The organism is Calidifontibacter terrae, assembly GCF_054778835.1.
The window spans coordinates 368,216-387,735 of record NZ_BAAGZF010000007.1 but is presented as its reverse complement, the minus strand read 5'-3'; the positions used below and the strand labels follow the sequence as shown (position 1 = coordinate 387,735).

Sequence of the window (19,520 nt, the reverse complement as noted above, 5' to 3'; positions counted from 1 at the left end):
CGGTTTGGCATCGCACAGCCCCAGGGGCGAACTCTCAGCCCTGTGACAGCTCCCCTGAGCGCCGCGCGGCCGCTTCGATCGCCGTCAGGAAGGCCGCCCGGACCTTGTGATCGTCCAGTTGCCGCACCGCGGCCATGGTGGTTCCGCCGGGCGAACTGACCTGCTCCCGCAGCACGGTCGGGTGGGTGCCCGTCTCCTGCAGCATCGTCGCGGCGCCCACGACGGTCTGCACCACCAGTTCAGTGGACGTCGAGCGCGGCAGACCGAGCAACACCCCGGCCTCGATCATCGCCTCGACGACATAGAACACGTAGGCCGGACCGCTGCCGCTGATCGCGGTCACCGCATCCAGGTGCTTCTCGGCGACAGTGACGACCTTGCCGCACCCCTCGAGCAGTCGGGTGGCCTCGATCAGGTGGTCGTCGGTGCAGTGGCTGCCCGGGCTGACCGCGGCCATCCCCTGGTCGACCAACGCCGGCGTGTTCGGCATGGCGCGCGCGACCGGGGTGCCTTCGGGCAGCCGGGCTTCGAGGTAGGCGGTGGTGATGCCGGCCGCGATCGACACGACTAGCGCGCCGGGGCGCAGCCGCGGGCCCACCTCGTCCAGCAGGGCCGACATGTCCTGAGGCTTGACCGCCAGAACCACGGTGTCGGCTTGAGCGGCAGCATCGCCGACCGAGGCCGTGCGCACGCCGTACTTCTCCTGGATCTGCGCGGCCCTGGGCGCATGCCGGTCGTTGACGACGATGTCGGCGGCCGAGTGGCCAGACCGAACCAGGCCCGACAACAAGGCCTCGCCCATCACGCCGACGCCCAACAGGGCCAGAGTCTTGCTCATCGGGCTTCTCCCTCAGCGCCGCGAACCGAGGGCGCGGACGAAGAACATGGTGTTGGCGGGGCGCTCAGCCATCCGGCGAACCAGATAGCCGTACCACTCGTCGCCGTAGGGAACGTAGACCCGCATCCGGTGGCCGGCGTCAGCCAATCGCTGCTGCTCGTTCGGCCGGATGCCGAGCAGCATCTGATATTCGAAGGAGTCCGGAGCGCGCAGCGCCTTGGTGGCCAGCGACCCGGCGATCTCGATGATCCGCGGGTCATGACTGGCGACCATCGGATAGCCGTCGCCCTCCATCAGGATGCGCAGGCACTTCACGTAGTTCATGTCGACCTCGCCGCGGTCCTGAAACGCGACCGAGGAGGGCTCCGCATAGGCACCCTTGCACAACCGGATGCGGCTGCCGGCGACGGCGAGGTCGCGGCAGTCACCCTCGGTGCGCTTGAGGTAGGCCTGAAGCACCCCGCCAGTGGAGGGGAAGTCCTTGCGCAGCGCGACCAGTGCTTCGAGCGTGGTGTCGGTGGTGGTGTGGTCCTCCATATCGAGGGTGACCGTGGTGCCGGCGATCGCGGCGGCCTCGCAGATCGATCGGGCGTGGTCGAGCGAAATCTTCGCGCCGTCCTGTGGGAGCCCCTGGCCGAGCGCGCTCAGCTTGACGCTGACCTCGACCCGACCGTTCTCGGACAGATCGGCATCGGCAAGGTCTGCCAGCACCTCGAGGTAGGCGTCGCGAGTCGCGGCGGCCTGGGCGCGGTCGAGGGTGTCCTCGCCGAGGAAGTCGAGACTGACGAGCCGGCCCTTGCCCTCAAGCTCGCGCGCCACTCGTACGGCGTCGGCTGGGCCCTCGCCCGCGACAAATCGGCGTACGACGTCGCGGCTGACGGGTGCCTTCTGCACCAGATCGCGGACCCTGTCGTTGCGGCTGACGCCTAGTAGTCCCTGACGGAGTGCTGCACTCGGGTCGAACATCGAAGGCTCCTCTCGGGTGAGCGGGGATCAGGCGAGTCGACTGATCTCCACGGTCACCGACATCTTGCTGCCAGGCGTCCCGGTGTAGATGCCCCGCAGTGGCACGACATCTGTGTGGTCGCGCGCATGTGCAACCTCAATGTAGAAGTCGTCCGGGACAGTCTGTTCAGCCGGGTCGACCGCAACCCAATCGCCGTCCCACCATTCGATCCAGGCGTGGCCGTGGCCGCTACGAACATCCCCGATCGGTGCGTCGCGGTCGTTCAGGACGTAGCCGGCGACATAGCGCGCCGGGATGCCGACCTCGCGCAGCGCGGACAGGACCAGGTGGGCGTAGTCGATGACGCCGGCGCGACCAGACTCCCAGACCGCGCGCGCCGAGATGTGGTGGGCGCTGCGCCGTGGGTCGTACGAGATTCGTTGGTGCAGCAGCTGCTGCACAGCGGCGACGAAGTCGGCAGGGGTGTCGCAGTTCGCGCGCAGCCTGGCTACCTCGACACACAGTTCCGGACCGGGTTCACAACTGCCGTCGACCTCCAGGAACTCCGACAGATCATCGATCGTGTCGCGGCTGGTGAGGTCGGTCCAGGACAGGCCCTTTCCGAGCGACTCGGGACGGTGGACGGTGACGGTGCTGATCGCCACCACCTTCAGCTCGTCGTGGGGTTCGTGCAGTTCGAAGGTCGTGACCTTCGAGCCCCAATAATCAGTCCAGGAATGCTGCCACGGCGCCGGCGTGATTTCCATTCTGGTGTGGGAAACCGTTTGTGCCACAGTGGATCTGGGAACCATTCGGGCTTCGTTGTACGACGCCACGGCCGGTCCCTGATAGGTATAGCCGGCGCGATGCACCAACCGCAGGGTCACGCTCACGATCCACCTCGCTGCCACTCGGGCGCGATCGCGCCCTCGAAGTATCGACGCGTCACGGCCTCGGTGGCCGCGCCGCACACCTGCTGCAGGGCCTGCATTTCACCCTCGACATCGCCCAGCAGTTCACTGACCGAGCGGTATTCGAGGCGGGCACGGGCTGCCCCGACGATCCGGCGGGCGTCGCCGCTGAAGCCGACCCGACGGTTAGGCCTCGATTCGAGACGCTCCAGGCTCTGCTCGGCCTCGCCCAGGGCGTAGGTGATCGACCGCGGGAAGAGCCGGTCCTGCACCAGGAATTCGATCGCCGATCGGGGCGACTCGGAGGCGTTGTAGATGCGGGTGAACGCGTGGGCGCCACCGCAGACCCGCAGCGCGACCGGCCAGGAAGCCGCGGAACCGGTGGCGTAGGTCGTCATCAGGATCGGCCGGGCGGTCATGTCGACCCGCTCGATCATCTGCCCGAGCCTGATGAACTCCCAGCCGTCGTCGTGGCTCAGGGTGTGATCGGCGAGCGCCGCGATCATGCTGGTGCGTTCACGCACCAACCGGAAGGCGTCGGCCGGTCGCATCCGCCCCAGAGCGCCCCGGTGGACTTGGTGGTAGGTCGTGTTGAGGCCCTCCCACAACTCGGTCGAGACGATCTCGCGCGAACGGCGAGCGTTCTCGCGCGCCCAGACCAGCGAGGTGGTGATCGCCGACGGACTGGTGGAGTCGGTCAACAGACGGTCCAGCACCGTACGTTCGTCGGCCGGTCCTTCGTGTTCGATGCCCATCGCCAACAGGATCGAGCGCGATACGACTTCCCGGTCCAACACCGGGTCCTCGATGAGCAGCTGCAGGTGCACATCGAGCAGCCGGGCCATCGCCTCGGCCCGCTCGACATAGCGCCCGATCCAGAACAGCGACTCGGCGATGCGACTGAGCATCAGCGGACACCCCCGCCCTGGCCGTGAGATTGTGACTGAGATTGTGACTGAGATTGTGACTGGGATTGCGATTGCGACTGCGATTGCGACTTGGACTGAGACTGCGACTGGGTTTGCGTTTGCGTCTGTTCGCGCTGCTCGGCGGCCCGCGCGGTGCGGTGGGCGGGGTGCAGCGTGGAGCCCTCGCGGGCGTAGTCGGGCTGCCAGACCTGGTCGCCGGGTTCGGGCGCGAGAACCCACGTGTCCTTGGACCCACCGCCCTGGGAGGAGTTCACGATCAACTCACCCTCGGGCAGGGCGACACGGGTGAGGCCGCCGGGGAGCACCCACACCTTCTCGCCGTCGTTGACCGCGAACGGGCGCAGGTCGACGTGGCGGGCGGCGAGGTGGTCGCCGATGAGGGTCGGGACGGTCGACAGTTGCACAACCGGCTGGGCGATCCAGCCCCGCGGGTCGGCGATCAACCGCTCGCGCAGCGCGTCGAGCTCCGCCCTGGTGGCGCGCGGACCGATCACGATTCCCTTGCCGCCAGCGCCGTCAACGGGTTTCACGACGAGCTCGTCGAGCCGGTCGAGCACCTCCGCGCGGTGGTCGGGTTCTTCGCAGCGCCAGGTGTCGACGTTGGGCAGGATCGGCTCCTGCCCGAGGTAATAGCGGATGAGGTCGGGAACGTAGGTGTAGACGAGTTTGTCGTCGGCGACACCGTTGCCGACGGCGTTCGCGATCGTCACGTTTCCGCTGCGCGCGGCGTTCAGCAGGCCTGGGACCCCGAGCACCGAATCACGTTTGAAATGCACCGGATCGAGGTATTCGTCGTCGACCCGGCGATAGATCACGTGAACCGGCAGCGGACCGTTGGTGGTTCGCACGCTCACCCGGCCGGCCTGCGCCACGAGGTCGCGGCCCTCGACCAACCGGATGCCCATCTGGCGGGCCAACAGCGCGTGCTCGAAGTACGCCGCGTTGTAGGACCCGGGCGACAACACCACGACGGTCGGGTCGGCGATGCCGCTGGGAGCGCAGGCGCGCAGCGCCGCGAGCAACCGCATCGGGTATTGGGTCACCGGCCGGATCCGGTGGTGGGCGAATGCCTCGGGCAGCGCCGCCGACATCGCCCGACGGTTCGTCATGACGTAGGAGACCCCGGACGGGATGCGGACGTTGTCTTCCAATACCCGGAAGTCGCCGTTGCCGTCGCGGATGAGATCGATGCCGGCGATGTGAACGCGCACACCGGCGGCCGGCTCAATGCCCCGGACCTCCCGCAGGAAGTGTGGGCTGGATGCGACGACCCGGCGCGGGATGACCCCGTCGTTGAAGGCCTGACCCTCGCCGTAAATATCCGACAGGAACGCCTCGAGGGCTCGAACCCGTTGCGCCACACCGGCTTCCACCCGCGTCCACGCCCGGTTGTCGATCAACCGCGGGATGATGTCGAGCGGGAACGGCCGCTCCTCACCACCGATGTCGAAGGTGACGCCTTGGTCGAGATAGGTGTGGGAGAGGTAGTCGGCGCGCACTCGCAACTCCTGCGCGCTGAGCAACTCGACCTGACGGTGGATCCCGCTGTAGGCGTCGCGGGTCGCGCCCTGGGCGGTGTACATCTCGTCGTAGGTGTCTGGGCGCGTGGAGTATCTGCCGGGGGTGCCACTCACGAGTGTGAACCTAGCGGAAACCGGGCCGGTCCCAACAGTTTTCTGCTCACCAAGCAGCTGGCCACACGACCTAGGAATCAGCAGCCGCGAAGTGCAGCCGCGCAAACGCCAGCGACTCGGCTAGGTCGACCTCACGTTGCTCCTCGGACAACCGGCGGGTGCCGACTTCGACCACGATGTCGCCGGAAAAGCTTTGTGCGGCAAGGGTTTCCAGCACCTCGGCGCAGGGCTGGCCACCGCGACCCGGAACGAGGTGTTCGTCCTTGAAGGAGCCCAGTCCGTCGGCAAGGTGCAGGTGACGCAACCGATCGCCAAGGTCGGCGACCATCGCCAGCGCATCCGACCCCGCGGTCGCGGTGTGGGACAGATCGAGGGTCACGTTGGCATAGGACTCCCCCACCGGGTCCCAATGCGGCAAGTAGGCGAGCATCTCGCGGGTTCGGGCCCGCCAGGGGAACATGTTCTCGACCGCGATCGCCACCCCGGAGTCGGCCTCTCGCTGCGCGACGCCCGCCACGAACTCAGCGGCGTAGTCCTTCTGCCAACGGAACGGCGGGTGAACCACCACGGTCGAGGCCCCGACGTCCTGCGCCAGCCGGATCGAGTTGTCGATCTTGCCCCAGGGTTCGACACCCCAGACACGTTGGGTGAGCAGCAGCGTCGGCGCGTGGATCGATACAACCGGTAGGCCGTAATGGTCCATCAGCCGCTGCAACGCTCCGGCTTCCTGGCTGACCGGATCGGTCCAGACCATGATCTCGATGCCGTCATAGCCCAGTCGTTCGGCAAGGTCGAAGGCGCCCACCACCCCTTTCGGGTAGACCGACGACGTCGACAACGCCACCCGTGAGTCCGGCACCTTGACCACTCCCACTATGCGTCCAACCAGTCCAGCCGCCGCAGAATCACACCTTCACGCAGCGCCCACGGGCAGACCTGCAGGGAGTCGATTCCGAGCAGATCCATTGCCGACTCCACCACCACCGCGCCAGCCAACAACTGCGGCGCCCGAGAGGCAGAGACTCCCGGCAGCTCGCTGCGTTCGCCGGCCGTCATTTCGGACAACCGCGGCACCAGCTGCGCCAGATCGGCGCGGGCGAGCGTACGAGGAACGTAGGGGCCGTCGCCGGAGGGTGCCGCCCCACAAATGCGGGCCAGGGAGCGGATCGTCTTGCTGGTGCCGACGACCCGATCGGGCGCACCAGCCTTGGTCAGTGGCCGCAGTTCCCGCGCGATGTCGGAGCGCACCCGTCGACGCAGCGCCCTCAGGTCGGCCGAGGCGGGCGGATCGCCGCCCAGTTCCCGGTGCAACCGGCCCGCGCCGAGCGGCAGGCTGAAGGCCACATCAGGTTCCTCGTCGATGCCGGAGGCGATCTCCAGGGAGCCGCCACCGATGTCGATCATCAACAGGCGCCCGGCAGACCAACCGAACCAGCGGCGTACGGCCAGGAAGGTCAAGCGCGCCTCGTCGGCGCCGGGCAGCACCTGCAGTTCGACGCCGGTACGTTCGCGTACGACGTTCAACACATCGTCGCCGTTGGTCGCCTCACGCACCGCGCTGGTGACGAACGGCAGCAGGTCCTCGATGCCGTGGTCCTCGGCAACCTGTTGGCATTCCGCCACGAACTCGCTCAGCAGGTCGACCCCGCTGGGAACAATCGCACCGTCGTCGTCGGTGAGTTGAGCCAGCCGCAGTTCGCGCTTATGGGAGAAAGCCGGCAACGGCCGGGCGCCGCGGTGCGCGTCGACGACCAGGAGATGGACGGTGTTCGAACCGACGTCGATCACACCAAGGCGCATGGGAGCGAGTCTAGGGGCGCAGGTTCGTAGGCAAGAATGCGCGGGTGACCGAGACACCCCTGCGCACTCCCCGGATCTGGGCCGAGTTCGACAACCCCGGCGACGCGACCGAACGGTTCCGCGTCGACCTGACCTGGCTGACCTCGTCGTACACCTGCATCTTCGGCAGCGGCTGCGAAGGCATCTACGCCGACCGGCCGGACGACGGTTGCTGCACGCTCGGCGCCCACTTCAGCGACAAGAACGACCTGCGCAACGTCAAGAAGGCGGCCAAGAACCTCGGCCCCGACGAGTGGCAGTTCTACGACGAAGGTCGTTCCAAGCGCGGCTGGACCGAGCAGGAGGACGACGCCACCAAGACCCGCGTGGTCGAGGGCGCGTGCATCTTCCTGAACCGCCCGGGCTTCCCGGCGGGCGCCGGCTGCGCACTGCACCAGCACGCGCTGGCTGAGGGCATCGAGCCGCACACCATCAAGCCCGACGTCTGCTGGCAGCTGCCGATCCGCCGCGAGTTCCGCGAGGTGGCGTTGACCGACGACTCGACCTACACGGAGGTCTCGATCGGCGAATACGACCGCCGCGGCTGGGGTCCAGGCGGACACGAACTCGACTGGTATTGCTCGGGAAACCCGCAGGCCCACGTCGGGGCGCAGCCGCTCTATCTCTCCAGCGCCGGCGAGTTGCAACACCTGATGGGAGCCGCCGGATACGCCCAGTTGGTCGAACGCTGTGAGGCACACCTCGCCGCCGTCACCGCGGCACGCGCCTCCGGGAACCGGAAGATGTTGCCGTTGCTGGTGCACCCCGCAACGCTTGCCGCGCAGGAACGGAAACAGCCATGACCGACTTCACCGCGATCCCCTCGCCGAACATCTGGAACAACCCCGACATCTACGAGATCGAGAACCGCGGCGTCGACCCCGACGGCGCGATCTGGGCCGCGATGCGGTCGGTGCGCGACTGGTCCGGAGCGCAGGTACTCGACATCGGTTGCGGCACTGGGTTCCACCTGCCCTACCTCGCCCAGACCGCCGCCTCGGTGATCGGCGTCGAACCGCATGAACCCCTCGTACGCCGGGCGCAGGACCGCACCCGCGCGCTGCACCCCATCGTCGACGTACGCCCCGGCGGCGCCGAAATGTTGCCGGTCGAGAACTCCTCGATCGAGGTCATGCACAACCGATGGGCCTACTTCTTCGGTGGCGGTTGTGAGCCTGGCCTCGCCGAACTCGACCGGGTCATGGCCCCCGGAGGCGTCGCGTACGTCGTGGACAACGATGCATCGCGATCCACCTTCGGCGAGTGGTTCCGACAGGCGTGGCCGTCGTACGACCCGGTGTCGGTCGAACGGTTCTGGGACCGGCAGGGCTGGTCGAAGATCCCGGTGCAGATGCGCTGGGCGTTCGATTCGCGGGCCGACTTCGAGGCGGTCGTCGGGATCGAATTCGATGCCCAGCAGACCGAGCGGATCCTCGCCTCCCATGCGGGCAATGAGGTCGACTACGCCGTGTGGGTGCGTTACCGGCGCTTCTGAGCCGGGCTTGGCCGATTGTCGGCGCGACGCTTCTGCAGCGCCCGCCAGACCCAGGTCGTCGGGGTGTTCTGGCCGGTGACCAGATAGCCCAGCGTCGCGGTGTAGAAGAGCGCGTCGGTGACATCCGACAGCCCGCGCTCAGAGCCAGCCACCAGCAACTGGTCGTCGGCCCGCATCAGGGTGTCGTCGCTGGGGTTGAGGATCGAGCTTCCGTCGCGGATCAGCATCAGGGGCACCAACTCGAGCCGGGTCTCGCGATCGTCCGGGTGGCGCATCAGGTCACCGAGTCGCAAGGTCTCGGGATTGGCCTGCAACCAGGCCACCGCGGCCGGCGCGGACGTCGTGTCGAGGGTGATGAGTTCGCGTTCGGGGGCCTGCTTGCCGACCCGTTCGATCAGCCGGTCGCGTACGCCGATCGCGAACTGTTCGTCCTGCTGTAGGACCTGCTCGAGGTATTGCCAGAACACGGGGGTGAGCACCCTCGCCAGCACTTCGCGAGCGACCAGCTCGGTGGAGATGTAGACCGAGTCGATCTCCATCGCCGCCAGCAACGCGGCGTAGGTGTTTGTGCGCTGCCGGACACACAAGAAGGTGTCGTCGGCGGCCAACCGGACCCGCTCGGCGACCGCAATGTTGGTCAGGTCGTCGGTGCTGGCCGCCACGAAACCGGCGATGTCGCCGAAGTGATCGGGCACCTGATCGGTCGGCACCTGATCGACCGTCAAACCAGCGCCCCGCAAATCGGCGGCGACGTGTTCACCGAACTCACAGTCCCCCGCCACGAGCCACCGGCCGTCGGCGAGTCCTTCGCGCAACCGCGGGAGTTCATGCTCGTCGTTGTCCATCAGCCATTCGACCAACTGGTGGGTGACCGGCTGGTGCAGCGACAGCGCGAGATAGCCGCCGTAACGGTCGTCGGGGTTGATGACCGCGGTCGGGGCGAAGTCCTCGATCCGGTTCTGCAGGGTGCTGTCGACACAGCGAGCAATCACCGGCAAGTCAGGGCGCAACAGGGAGGTGCTCATCACCACCGCGAGATTTGCCCGGTCGTTGTCCGTCAGCGCCAGCACTGCCTCGCAGTGCGGGCTGCCCAGCCCGGCCAACCCGAGCGCGGCGGGAACGGTGCCGTCGGCTTCCAGGGCGGGAACATCGGCGGTCAGTTCATCGGTCCACGCCATCTCGACCCGCTGCGAGGACGACTCGACCACCACGAACCGCCTTCTGCGGCGGTCGAGTTCGCTGCCGACCGCCTGCCCGGCAGCGCCATAGCCGACCACCAGCATGAACGGCTCGTGCAGAGCCGCGACCCGACGCCGGAAGCGTTGCGTGGCCAACGCCTCCTGGAACGCGGAGTCCTGCATCATCGAGAACAGGACACCGATCGCGTACGCCCAACTGATGACCAGCATCAGGATCGCCAGCGTCATCCAGATCCGCTGCGGATAGCTGAAGGTGTAGGGCGTCTCGCTGAATCCGACGGTCGTGACCGTCATCATCATTTGGTAGAACGCGTCGAACGGGGTCATGTAGTACGTGTGACCCGCGTCGTCCTTGCCCGGCATCAGCGTCATGCCGAGGGTCGCGAAGTTGAACGTCGCCACCAGCACGATGAACGGCATCCGCATTCGGCGCAACAGCAGGAACACCGCGTCCGTCGTCGGCAGACCGGTGGGGATCGGCACCGGAGCCCGGCGCGCCCGCCGAACATTCCGGGTGCGCAGATTGAGCAGGTGCAGGAGATTGACCATTGAGTGGTTGAGCCGGCCTCAGCGTCGGCGGAACGACACCGTCTCGGCGACGAGCAGCACCACCGACACGATGTTCGCCAGCAACGCACCACCCGACAGCGAGACGACGCTGGAGATCGCCTCGGCATTGAGGCCGTGTTCGGAAACCTCCTTGGCGTAGACCCACACCGCCGCGGCGCCGACCAGCTGCAGCAGCGCGACCAGACTGGTCGCCAAGTGGACCGCGCCAACCTGAGTGCGGTCGCCGAACTTCAGGATCGTGGCGATGCAGTTCACCACGATCGCAGCGAACAGCTCGTTGACGTTGTGGACGTGCGGGTTGTCGATGCCGCCCAGAAAGAAGCCGAAGTTCAGGGTCGCGGACAACAGCACGAAGAAGCCGAAGACAACTTTTTCGAGGTTCACCCCTGGGAGCCTAGTTCCCTGAGAGGTCGCTGGGGATGACCAAGGCGGGGTGGTTGTGGCCGCCGGCCGCGGCTCCGGCCGGTCGCTGCCCGCGGTTGTCGGTGGTTGTCGGTGTCTGTCGGTGGTGTCTGTCGGTGGTGTCGCATACCGTTCCGCGCATGGCGACGAAGAAGGCACCGGCCTACAAATGCACCGAGTGTGGCTGGACCGCGATCAAGTGGGTCGGCCGCTGCGGCGAGTGTCAAGCGTGGGGCAGCGTCGTCGAGGCCGGCGCGGTCAAGCCCCGCACCCAGCCGGCCCGCACCATCGAACGACCCGCCCAGCCGATCGCCCAGGTCGATGCCACCCTCGCGGCGGCCTCCCCGACCGGCGTCGGTGAGTTCGACCGGGTTCTCGGTGGGGGGCTCGTCCCCGGCGCGGTGATCCTGGTCGCTGGCGAACCCGGCATCGGCAAGTCGACCCTGCTGCTCGACGTGGCGGCCCGGGCCGCCCGCGGTGGCCGACCAGTGCTCTATGTCAGCGGTGAGGAGTCCGCCGCCCAAGTGCGCCTGCGCGGCGAGCGGATCGACGCCCTGGCCGACAACCTGTTCCTCGCCGCCGAGACCGACCTGGCTACCGTGCTCGCCCAGATCGAGAAGGTCGACCCGGCGCTGGTCGTCATCGACTCGGTGCAAACGCTGGCGAGCGCCGACATCGAGGGATCGCCGGGCAATGTGAGCCAGGTCCGCGAGGTCGCGGCGAGCATCATCGCGGTAGCAAAGGAGCGCAACATCGCCACCATGCTGGTCGGCCACGTCACCAAGGACGGCTCGATCGCCGGCCCGCGGCTGCTGGAACACCTGGTCGATGTCGTCGTTCAGTTCGAGGGTGAACGCCACTCGCGACTGCGGATGGTCCGCGCGATCAAAAACCGCTACGGCCCCACCGACGAGGTCGGCTGTTTCGATCTGTCCGACGTCGGCATCGTCGGACTGCCAGACCCGAGCGGGCTCTTCCTGACGCGGGCCGCCGAACCGACCCCGGGCACCTGCGTCACCGTCACCCTCGAAGGGCGGCGCCCACTGGTCACCGAGGTGCAAGCGTTGCTTGCCCCGGCCGGTCAGGGTGGGTCACCCCGACGCACCACCAGCGGCGTCGACAACTCGCGCACCGCGATGATCCTGGCCGTGCTTGACCGGCACTGCGGGATCTCCACTCGCCAACTCGACTGCTACGTCTCCACCGTCGGGGGCGTGCGCCTGGCCGAACCGGCCGCCGACCTTGCGGTCGCATTGTCCATGGCCAGTTCCGCGGCCGACAAACCGTGGCGCGCCGGCACCCTTGCGATCGGCGAGGTGGGCCTGGCTGGCGACGTACGCATCGTGGCCGGGGTGCCGCGCCGCCTGGCCGAGGCCGCGCGCATCGGATTCACCCGAGCCGTGGTGCCCAAGGGATCGCTCGGGCAGGAGTCCGCGCCGGAGGGAATGGACGTGCGGGAGGTCGCCGACGTGGCCTCCGCCGTACGCCTCCTGACACTTCACTCGGTGACCTCGCCCGACAGATCCGAGGCAGCGGCATCGACCGGATGAGGTAGTTGGCCGGTCTGCTGGCCTAGCTGCGCTGCTCGGGGGGGGCCGAGGCGGTGGCAATCGCGTTGCGCGATGGCCCCGTCTGAGCTCGGATGTGACGCGGTCGATGACCGGCACCCCGGAACGACAACCACTTTCCCGTACGCTGGCCGGGTGGAGCGCTCCCCCGAAGAAATCCTGCAGAACACCCTCGCCCACGTCGCTCCCGGGACGATGCTGCGTGAGGCGCTCGAACGGATCCTGCGCGGCCGCACGGGCGCGCTGATCGTGCTGGGCAACAACCCGCTGGTCGAGTCGATCAGCACAGGCGGCTTTCCGCTGGACATCGAGGTGACCTCGACCCGGCTGCGCGAGCTGGCCAAAATGGACGGCGCGATCGTTGTCGACGCCGATGCCAACCGAATCGTTCGCGCAGCAACGCAATTGGTGCCCGATGCCTCGATTGAGACCCAGGAGTCCGGCACCCGCCACCGCACCGCCGAGCGGGTCGCCAAGCAGACCGGTTTCCCGGTGTTGTCGGTCAGCCAGTCGATGCACATCATCGCCCTTTACGTCGGCCACCTGCGCCACGTCATCGAGGACTCCACCGCGATCTTGTCGCGCGCCAACCAGGCCCTGCAGACGCTCGAGCGCTACAAGGTTCGGCTCGACGAGGTCGCTGGAACCCTCAGCGCGCTGGAGATCGAAGACCTCGTCACGGTGCGCGATGTGGCCAGCGTGGTCCAGCGGACCGAGATGGTGCGCCGAATCTCTGACGAGATTTCCGCGTACGTCGTCGAACTCGGCATCGACGGCCGACTGATGGCGCTGCAGCTTGACGAACTGGTCACCGGTCTCGACGAGGATCGGGAGTTGGTCGTTCGCGACTACGTCGACGCCGCGCGCGAGCCGATCACCGTCGCGCAGGCGATGGCCAATCTGGCCGCTCTCAGCGCCGCCGAACTGCTCGACCTTGGCGTCGGCGGACGCGCGATGGGCTTCACCGGCGCCGGCGACCTGCTGGACAGCGCGATCAGCCCGCGCGGATACCGCCTGCTCAGTCGGATACCGCGACTGCCCGGAGCGATCGTCGAGCGGTTGATCGACCACTTCGGCACCCTGCAGAACCTGCTCGCCGCCGATTTCGATGACCTACAGGCCGTCGACGGTGTCGGAGAACTGCGCGCGCGAGCGATCCGCGAAGGTCTCTCGCGCCTGGCCGAGAGCAGTATCCTCGAGCGCTACGTGTGACCTTGCGCGACGAGGTCCACGCCGAACTCCTCGACTGGTACGCCCGCACCAACCGCGATCTGCCGTGGCGCCGCGCGGACCGCACCCCTTGGGGAGTGCTGGTTTCGGAGATCATGCTTCAGCAGACCCCGGTCGTGCGGGTCGAGCCGGTGTGGCAGGACTGGATGGCTCGCTGGCCGACCCCCGCAGCCCTCGCGGCAGCGGCGCCGGGCGAGGCCGTACGACACTGGGGCCGGCTCGGCTATCCGCGCCGGGCGATACGACTACACGCCGCCGCCACCGCGATCACCGCTGACCACGATGGTGCGGTTCCGTCGGATCCAGTTGTCCTGCAATCGCTTCCAGGCATCGGCTCCTACACCGCTGCGGCTGTCGCGGCGTTCGCCTACGGGGTCCGCGCGACCGTGGTCGACACCAACATCCGACGGGTCGAGGCCCGGCTGTTCTCCGGCGAACCGCTGCCCGCAGTCGCCCTGACCGCCGCCGAGACACGATTGGCGACCTCGGTGTTGCCGGCCGACGACGCCGACTGCGCGCTCTGGAATGTCGCGGTGATGGAGTTGGGCGCGCTGATCTGCACCGCCGCGAACCCGCGCTGCGCAGACTGCCCCTTGCGCGCCGACTGCGCGTGGGTGGCTGCCGGCTCCCCGCCGTACGACGGACCGCCGCGGCCCGGCCAGAAGTGGGCGGGCACCGACCGGCAGGTGCGCGGGAAGATCCTCGCCGTGTTGCGGGATGCCCACCACCCGGTCGATCGGGCGGTGATCGACGCGGTCTGGTCGGACGACACCCAACGCGATCGCTGCCTGGTCGGGTTGATCGCCGACGGGCTGGTGGAGCCGGTCGGTGACGACGTGTTCGCGCTACCGGGCTGACTTCGCGCTACCGGCCCCGCCCACTTGTCCGCCAACTCGCCGGCGACACACCGCCGATGTGGCGGACAAGTGAGTCAGAGGTAACCCCGGATCTCGTCGGCGACCGGAACCAGCGGGACCATCGAGGCCCAGGGCGCGTACGGCGTCGACGTCCCAGAGTTGATAGGCGCTATTGCCCCCACCGGCTCGCCGACGTAGGCTCTTGCGTTTGTGTCTTCCACCGCCCTGACCCCCAGCGTGCGGCCCTACTGGAAGCTCTTCCGCGCCGGCATCCGACAGCAGGCCACTTATCGCCTCGCCATGTTCGGCGGGCTGCTCGCCAACGCCACCTTCGGCCTGCTGAAGACCGTCATCCTCGGCGCCACCGTGACCGCCGGCGGCGGAATGGTCGGCGGCTACAACGCGGCCGCGATGGCGACCTACGTCTGGGTCGGGCAGGGGCTGCTCGGATCGCTGAACCTGAACGGCCGCCTCGACCTGGCGGACCGAATCAAGAAAGGCGACATCACCACCGACTTCCTGCGGCCGTTGGACGTGCAATCGGCGACGATCGCCACCGAGGTCGGCAAGGCGGCGTACGCCCTGCTCCCGCGGGGTCTGCCCTCGCTGGCGATCGGCGCATTGGCGGTCGGTCTCGCGACCCCGGAACACTGGACCACCTGGCCGCTGGCGGTGCTCAGCTTGGTGCTCGGGATGGTCATCTCGCAGTCGACCGTTTATCTGCTGACGACGGCCGGGTTCTGGTTGGTGGAACTGCGCGGGCTGCAGACGATGTACATGATGCTGTCGGGCTTCCTGGCCGGTCTCTTCGTTCCGATCTCGCTGTTTCCGGACTGGCTGCGGGTGGTCGCCGAGTGCACCCCATTCCCATCGATGATGATGTATCCGATCGACCTCTACGTCGGCCGCACCGGCCCGGGAATCCTTCTCGTGCAACTGTTTTGGCTGGTAGTGACCTGGCTCGCCGGCTGGTGGCTCACCCGCCTGGGCCGGGCCCGACTGGAGGTGCAAGGTGGCTGAAACTGCCTTCACGCCCTACCGCGCCATCCTCGCCTCTCGCGTTCGCAGCCAACGCAGCTACCGTCTCAACTTCGGCCTCGACGTCGCCTCCTCGGCGCTGATCGGAGTCATCGAACTGGCCGAGGTGTGGGTGCTCTTTCACGCCGTGGGGGTCCTCGGCGGTTTCGACTTCAAGCAGATCCTGCTGGTCTACGGCCTGGCCGACTTCTGCTTCAGCGTCGCCGACATGCTCGTCGGCCACTGTGACAACCTGCCGACCTACATCCGCGCAGGGACGCTCGACGTGTTCTACCTGCGCCCGCAACCGGTCCTGCTGCAACTTGTCACTAGCGACCTCGCGCTCAAGCGCATCTCGCGTGGCGCCGTCGCGCTCATTTGCATCGTGAGTGCGTTGTGGCTCAACGACATTCACTGGACCTTCGGCCACGTCGCGATGCTCGCGTTGGCGCTCGTCTGCGGCACGGCGATCTTCATGGCGCAATTCATCATCGCGGCCGGTCTGCAGTTCTTCCTGGTCAATGGCGCCGAGGCGACGAACTCGTTCGTCTACGGCGGCCGCTACGCCTCGACCCAGGTCGCCTCGGTCTGGAACACGCCGTTGAAGGCCCTGTTCGGCTTCTTCTTCCCGATGGCGTTCACCGCTTTCATCCCGGCCCTGTGGATCCTGGGCAAGCAGGGTCCGCAGTGGCTGCCGGCCTGGCTCGCCTGGTGCCTGCCGCTGGCCGTCGCCTGGAGCGCCGGCCTCGCCGCGCTGAGCTGGCGCACCGGACTACGGCACTACCAAGGAGGCGGCGGATGACCATCATCGAGACCCAGGGGCTGACCCGTGTCTTCACCCGGCGGGAGAAGCTGCGCAAAGTCGAATTGACCGCGGTCGATCACCTCGACCTGCGGATCGAGGCTGGTGAGTCGGTGGGCTACATCGGCGCGAACGGCGCCGGGAAGTCAACGACGATCAAAATGCTGGTCGGCATCTTGGTGCCGACCGCCGGGACCGTACGGACCTGCGGCCTCGACCCGTTGGCGCAACGTCGCGACCTGGCCCGCCGGGTCGGAGTCGTGTTCGGCCAGCGGTCACAGCTGTGGTGGGACCTGCCCGTACGCGAGTCGTTCGACATCCTCGCCGCGATCCACCGGCTGCCCGCCGACGCTGCTCGCCGGCGCCGAGACGACCTGATCGAGCACCTCGACATGGGTGACTTTCTCAGCACCCCGGTGCGCCAACTCTCGCTCGGTCAGCGGATGCGCGGGGAGGTCGCCGCGGCTCTGCTGCACTCCCCCGAACTGGTCATCCTCGACGAGCCGACCATCGGTCTGGACGTGTTGTCCAAGCAGCGGCTACGCGACTTCCTGATCGCCGAGCGCGCCGCCCACGGCACCACACTGCTGCTGACCACTCACGACATGGGCGATATCGAGCGCCTCTGCGAGCGGGTCCTTGTGGTCGACCACGGAAAGCTCGCCTACGACGGAACCGTCGACGGGCTCTCCGATCAGGTGGGCGCGCAGCGCGTTCTGGTCGTCGACTTGGCCGACGCGGGACCCGCGCTGACCGACCTTCCCCACGCCACCCACGTACGCAGCGAGGCTGATGGCATGCGCCAGCACTTCACCTTCGACCCCGACCACACCTCGGTGGCCACGTTGCTCGGCCAGATCGGCGAGCGCGCCGAGGTCCGCGACATCACCATCGAGGAGCCGGACGTCGAAGACGTCGTACGCCGGATCTACCTCTCCCGCTGATGGATCTCGCGCAGCAGGTCTACACCGTCGTACGGCTCGTGCCGCCCGGCCGGATCGTCGCGTACGGCGACATCGCCGGGATGTTCGGTATCAATCCGCGCCAGGTCGGCCGACTGCTGGCCACGCACTCCGAACACGACGAACTGGACCTGCCGTGGTGGCGGATCACCAACGCGGCCGGGGACCTGCCGGTGCATCTGCTCGACGAGGCGAGGGCGCGCTGGGCGATCGAGGGCCTGCTGCCAAAGCCGAATGGGAAGGGTTTGTCGATCCGGCGGCACCGGGCCGACCTGGCCGCTCTGGCTAACGCCGCCGAGGCAGCACTCGGCCCGCTGACCGGAGTCAGCGGGCCGATGTAGCAGGCGGTTTCGGCGCGGTCAGAGGACCAGGCTGAGCAGCATCACCACGATGATGCCGGTCACCGAGATGACCGTTTCCATGACCGACCACGACAAGATCGTCTCCTTGACGGTCAGGCCGAAGTACTCCTTGACCAGCCAGAATCCGGCGTCGTTGACGTGGCTGAAGAAGACCGACCCCGCGCCGATCGCGAGCACCAGCAAGGCGAGGTGGGTCTGGCTGAGGTCAGCCGCCAGCGGCGAGACGATACCGGCCGCGGTGATGGTCGCGACGGTCGCCGAGCCGGTGGCCAGGCGGATACCGACTGCCACCAGCCAGCCGAGCAGCAACGGCGACAGGCCCGAGCCCTTGGCCATGTCGCCGATGACGTTCCCGACGCCCGCGTCGACCAGGGTCTGCTTGAAACCGCCACCGGCGGCAACAATCAGCAGGATTCCGGCGATCGCCGGGAGCGCGCTGCCGACGGTCTTCTCGACGCGTCGGCGGTCCATGCCGGTGCCATAGCCGAGCAGCACCATCGCCACGATCGTGGCGATCAGCAGGGCGACGACCGGGGTGCCGAGCAGGTCGGTGACCTTCTGCAACCCGTTTTTCTTGTCATCGACGATGATCTCGACGATCGCGCGAATCAGCATCAGCAGCACCGGAAGGGTGATCGACAACAGCGCGATACCAAAGGCCGGCCGACGCTTTTTCGTGTCCGGAGTGGTTTCGACGGCTTCATCGACGGGCGCGCCGTCGGCTCCCTCGAGCGCCGGAGCGTACTTCGGTACCCACCGGTCAATCAGCTTCGACAGCAGCGGACCGCTGATCACCAAGGTCGGGACCGCGACGAGCAGACCCAGCAGCAGGGTGTCACCGGTGTCGGCCTTGAGCGCGTCGATCGCGGCCAACGGGCCCGGGTGGGGCGGAACGAAACCGTGCAGGATCGACAGGCCGGCGAGCGCCGGGATGCCGACCTTCATCAGCGAAGTGCCGGTCTTGCGGGCCACCAGGACCACGACGGGCACCAGCAGCACAACCCCGACCTCGAAGAACAGTGGGATGCCGAGGATGAAGGCGATCAGCGCCATCATCCAGGGAAGCTTGTGGTCGCTGACTCCACCGATCAGGCGTTGCACGATGCTTTCCGAGCCGCCCGACTCCTGCAGCAGATTGCCGATCATCGCCCCGAGGGCGACCAACAAGCCGACCGATCCGGTGGTGTTGCCGAACCCGGTCGTGAAACTGGCAACGATGTCAGCCGGCGCCACCGACGCGGCCGCACCCATGACCGCGGCTCCGAGGATCAGGGCGAGGAACGGATGGAAATGAGCCCAGGTGATCAGCAGGACCACGGTTCCGATGCCCAGGAGCGCAGCGATCAGCAGTTGGGTGTCACCGGCATCGGTGATTTTCGGCGCTGGGTCTGCGCTCAGCAGCGGACCCATCGCAGCGGCGAGTGTCATCAGTTGCCTCCGTGTTCAAGCGGCTGGATAGCGAGTGCGGTGAGGCTGTTGGCCAGCACCTCCGGCGCCGGTCCGTCGACCGGCACCACGACGCTGCCGGCCGCGATCTCGGCGGCGGTCAGCGGTTCGAGCGTTTCGTACTGGCTGTGCAACAGCGACTCCGGCATGAAGTGACCCTTACGGGAATCGAGCCGGTCGTGGATCAATGACTCCTCGGCGTCAAGGTGCAGGAAGCGTACGGTGTCGCCCGCCTCCCGCAGCACGTCGCGATAGGCCACCTTCAAAGCGGAACAGGTCACCACGGCGTCCTCGCCGGCCTCGATCTTGCCGGTCATCCAGTCCCGCAACAGCCGTAACCAGGGCCATCGGTCTGCGTCGGTCAGCGGAATGCCGGCATGCATCTTGTCGATGTTGGCCTGCGGATGGAAGGCGTCGCCCTCGGCGAATTCACGCCCGGTCAGAGTCGAGATGCCCTTGGCAACGGTCGACTTTCCCGAACCGGACACACCCATGACGACCACGATGTCAGCG

20 protein-coding genes are annotated in these 19,520 nt (G+C 67.5%); 9 read left to right on the top strand and 11 right to left on the bottom strand.

Annotation, left to right across the window (positions count from 1 at the left end; all coding sequences use genetic code 11):
- Positions 1 to 34: 34 nt before the first annotated feature.
- The 7 genes from proC to ACYU98_RS13390 all read right to left on the bottom strand — a co-directional run bounded on the left by proC (position 35) and on the right by ACYU98_RS13390 (position 7,058).
- Positions 35 to 838 (bottom strand): pyrroline-5-carboxylate reductase, encoded by an 804-nt coding sequence (proC, locus tag ACYU98_RS13420; protein ID WP_460468716.1) that lies wholly within the window; start codon positions 836 to 838, stop codon positions 35 to 37.
- A 12-nt stretch (positions 839 to 850) separates the two neighbouring features.
- Positions 851 to 1,804 (bottom strand): proline dehydrogenase family protein, encoded by a 954-nt coding sequence (locus ACYU98_RS13415; protein ID WP_460468715.1) that lies wholly within the window; start codon positions 1,802 to 1,804, stop codon positions 851 to 853.
- Positions 1,805 to 1,831: 27 nt separating this feature from the next.
- Positions 1,832 to 2,677, bottom strand: coding sequence for a transglutaminase family protein (locus ACYU98_RS13410; protein WP_460468714.1), 846 nt, complete (start codon positions 2,675 to 2,677; stop codon positions 1,832 to 1,834).
- Positions 2,674 to 3,603: an alpha-E domain-containing protein gene (locus tag ACYU98_RS13405; RefSeq protein ID WP_460468713.1), complete on the bottom strand. Its 930-nt coding sequence runs from the start codon at positions 3,601 to 3,603 to the stop codon at positions 2,674 to 2,676. The genes ACYU98_RS13410 and ACYU98_RS13405 overlap by 4 nt, the downstream gene beginning before the upstream one ends.
- Positions 3,603 to 5,207, bottom strand: coding sequence for a circularly permuted type 2 ATP-grasp protein (locus ACYU98_RS13400; protein WP_460468897.1), 1,605 nt, complete (start codon positions 5,205 to 5,207; stop codon positions 3,603 to 3,605). Before ACYU98_RS13400 ends, ACYU98_RS13405 begins: the two co-directional genes overlap by 1 nt.
- 121 nt (positions 5,208 to 5,328) lie before the next feature.
- On the bottom strand, positions 5,329 to 6,132 hold the full coding sequence (locus tag ACYU98_RS13395; RefSeq protein ID WP_460468712.1) for a sugar phosphate isomerase/epimerase family protein: 804 nt from the start codon (positions 6,130 to 6,132) through the stop codon (positions 5,329 to 5,331).
- Positions 6,132 to 7,058, bottom strand: a complete 927-nt coding sequence (locus tag ACYU98_RS13390; RefSeq protein ID WP_460468711.1) for a Ppx/GppA family phosphatase — start codon at positions 7,056 to 7,058, stop codon at positions 6,132 to 6,134. Before ACYU98_RS13390 ends, ACYU98_RS13395 begins: the two co-directional genes overlap by 1 nt.
- 44 nt (positions 7,059 to 7,102) lie before the next feature.
- On the opposite strand from ACYU98_RS13390, the gene ACYU98_RS13385 reads away from it, so the two are divergent.
- Both ACYU98_RS13385 and ACYU98_RS13380 read left to right on the top strand, forming a co-directional pair.
- Complete coding sequence (locus tag ACYU98_RS13385; RefSeq protein ID WP_460468710.1) at positions 7,103 to 7,900, top strand: hypothetical protein; 798 nt, start codon at positions 7,103 to 7,105, stop codon at positions 7,898 to 7,900.
- Complete coding sequence (locus ACYU98_RS13380) at positions 7,897 to 8,592, top strand: class I SAM-dependent methyltransferase (protein WP_460468709.1); 696 nt, start codon at positions 7,897 to 7,899, stop codon at positions 8,590 to 8,592. Before ACYU98_RS13385 ends, ACYU98_RS13380 begins: the two co-directional genes overlap by 4 nt.
- Here ACYU98_RS13380 and ACYU98_RS13375 read toward each other — a convergent pair.
- Together ACYU98_RS13375 and ACYU98_RS13370 are read right to left on the bottom strand one after the other, a co-directional pair.
- Positions 8,577 to 10,340 carry an NAD-binding protein gene (locus ACYU98_RS13375; RefSeq protein ID WP_460468708.1) on the bottom strand — a complete coding sequence of 588 codons (1,764 nt, stop codon included), beginning with the start codon at positions 10,338 to 10,340 and terminating at the stop codon, positions 8,577 to 8,579. The genes ACYU98_RS13380 and ACYU98_RS13375 overlap by 16 nt on opposite strands.
- Before the next feature lie 18 nt (positions 10,341 to 10,358).
- Positions 10,359 to 10,745, bottom strand: a complete 387-nt coding sequence (locus ACYU98_RS13370) for a DUF6394 family protein (protein ID WP_460468707.1) — start codon at positions 10,743 to 10,745, stop codon at positions 10,359 to 10,361.
- Between the two features lie 158 nt (positions 10,746 to 10,903).
- On the opposite strand from ACYU98_RS13370, the gene radA reads away from it, so the two are divergent.
- From radA to ACYU98_RS13335, 7 genes are all read left to right on the top strand, one after another.
- Positions 10,904 to 12,313 carry a DNA repair protein RadA gene (gene radA / locus ACYU98_RS13365; protein WP_460468706.1) on the top strand — a complete coding sequence of 470 codons (1,410 nt, stop codon included), beginning with the start codon at positions 10,904 to 10,906 and terminating at the stop codon, positions 12,311 to 12,313.
- A 213-nt stretch (positions 12,314 to 12,526) separates the two neighbouring features.
- A complete protein-coding gene (gene disA / locus ACYU98_RS13360) occupies positions 12,527 to 13,543 on the top strand; it encodes a DNA integrity scanning diadenylate cyclase DisA (RefSeq protein WP_460468896.1) in 1,017 nt (338 codons plus the stop codon).
- Positions 13,540 to 14,418 carry an HhH-GPD family protein gene (locus tag ACYU98_RS13355; protein ID WP_460468705.1) on the top strand — a complete coding sequence of 293 codons (879 nt, stop codon included), beginning with the start codon at positions 13,540 to 13,542 and terminating at the stop codon, positions 14,416 to 14,418. The genes disA and ACYU98_RS13355 overlap by 4 nt, the downstream gene beginning before the upstream one ends.
- Positions 14,419 to 14,628: 210 nt before the next feature.
- Complete coding sequence (locus tag ACYU98_RS13350) at positions 14,629 to 15,438, top strand: ABC transporter permease (protein WP_460468704.1); 810 nt, start codon at positions 14,629 to 14,631, stop codon at positions 15,436 to 15,438.
- Complete coding sequence (locus ACYU98_RS13345; protein ID WP_460468703.1) at positions 15,431 to 16,237, top strand: ABC transporter permease; 807 nt, start codon at positions 15,431 to 15,433, stop codon at positions 16,235 to 16,237. Before ACYU98_RS13350 ends, ACYU98_RS13345 begins: the two co-directional genes overlap by 8 nt.
- Positions 16,234 to 17,181, top strand: a complete 948-nt coding sequence (locus tag ACYU98_RS13340) for an ABC transporter ATP-binding protein (protein WP_460468702.1) — start codon at positions 16,234 to 16,236, stop codon at positions 17,179 to 17,181. Before ACYU98_RS13345 ends, ACYU98_RS13340 begins: the two co-directional genes overlap by 4 nt.
- Complete coding sequence (locus tag ACYU98_RS13335) at positions 17,181 to 17,540, top strand: MGMT family protein (RefSeq protein WP_460468701.1); 360 nt, start codon at positions 17,181 to 17,183, stop codon at positions 17,538 to 17,540. The genes ACYU98_RS13340 and ACYU98_RS13335 overlap by 1 nt, the downstream gene beginning before the upstream one ends.
- An 18-nt stretch (positions 17,541 to 17,558) precedes the next feature.
- Here the strand turns inward: ACYU98_RS13335 and ACYU98_RS13330 are convergent, their stop codons facing one another.
- Both ACYU98_RS13330 and ACYU98_RS13325 read right to left on the bottom strand, forming a co-directional pair.
- Complete coding sequence (locus ACYU98_RS13330; RefSeq protein WP_460468700.1) at positions 17,559 to 18,989, bottom strand: GntP family permease; 1,431 nt, start codon at positions 18,987 to 18,989, stop codon at positions 17,559 to 17,561.
- Entirely contained in the window at positions 18,989 to 19,501 is a 513-nt protein-coding gene (locus ACYU98_RS13325; RefSeq protein WP_460468895.1) for a gluconokinase, read from the bottom strand. The genes ACYU98_RS13330 and ACYU98_RS13325 overlap by 1 nt, the downstream gene beginning before the upstream one ends.
- Positions 19,502 to 19,520: the final 19 nt, after the last annotated feature.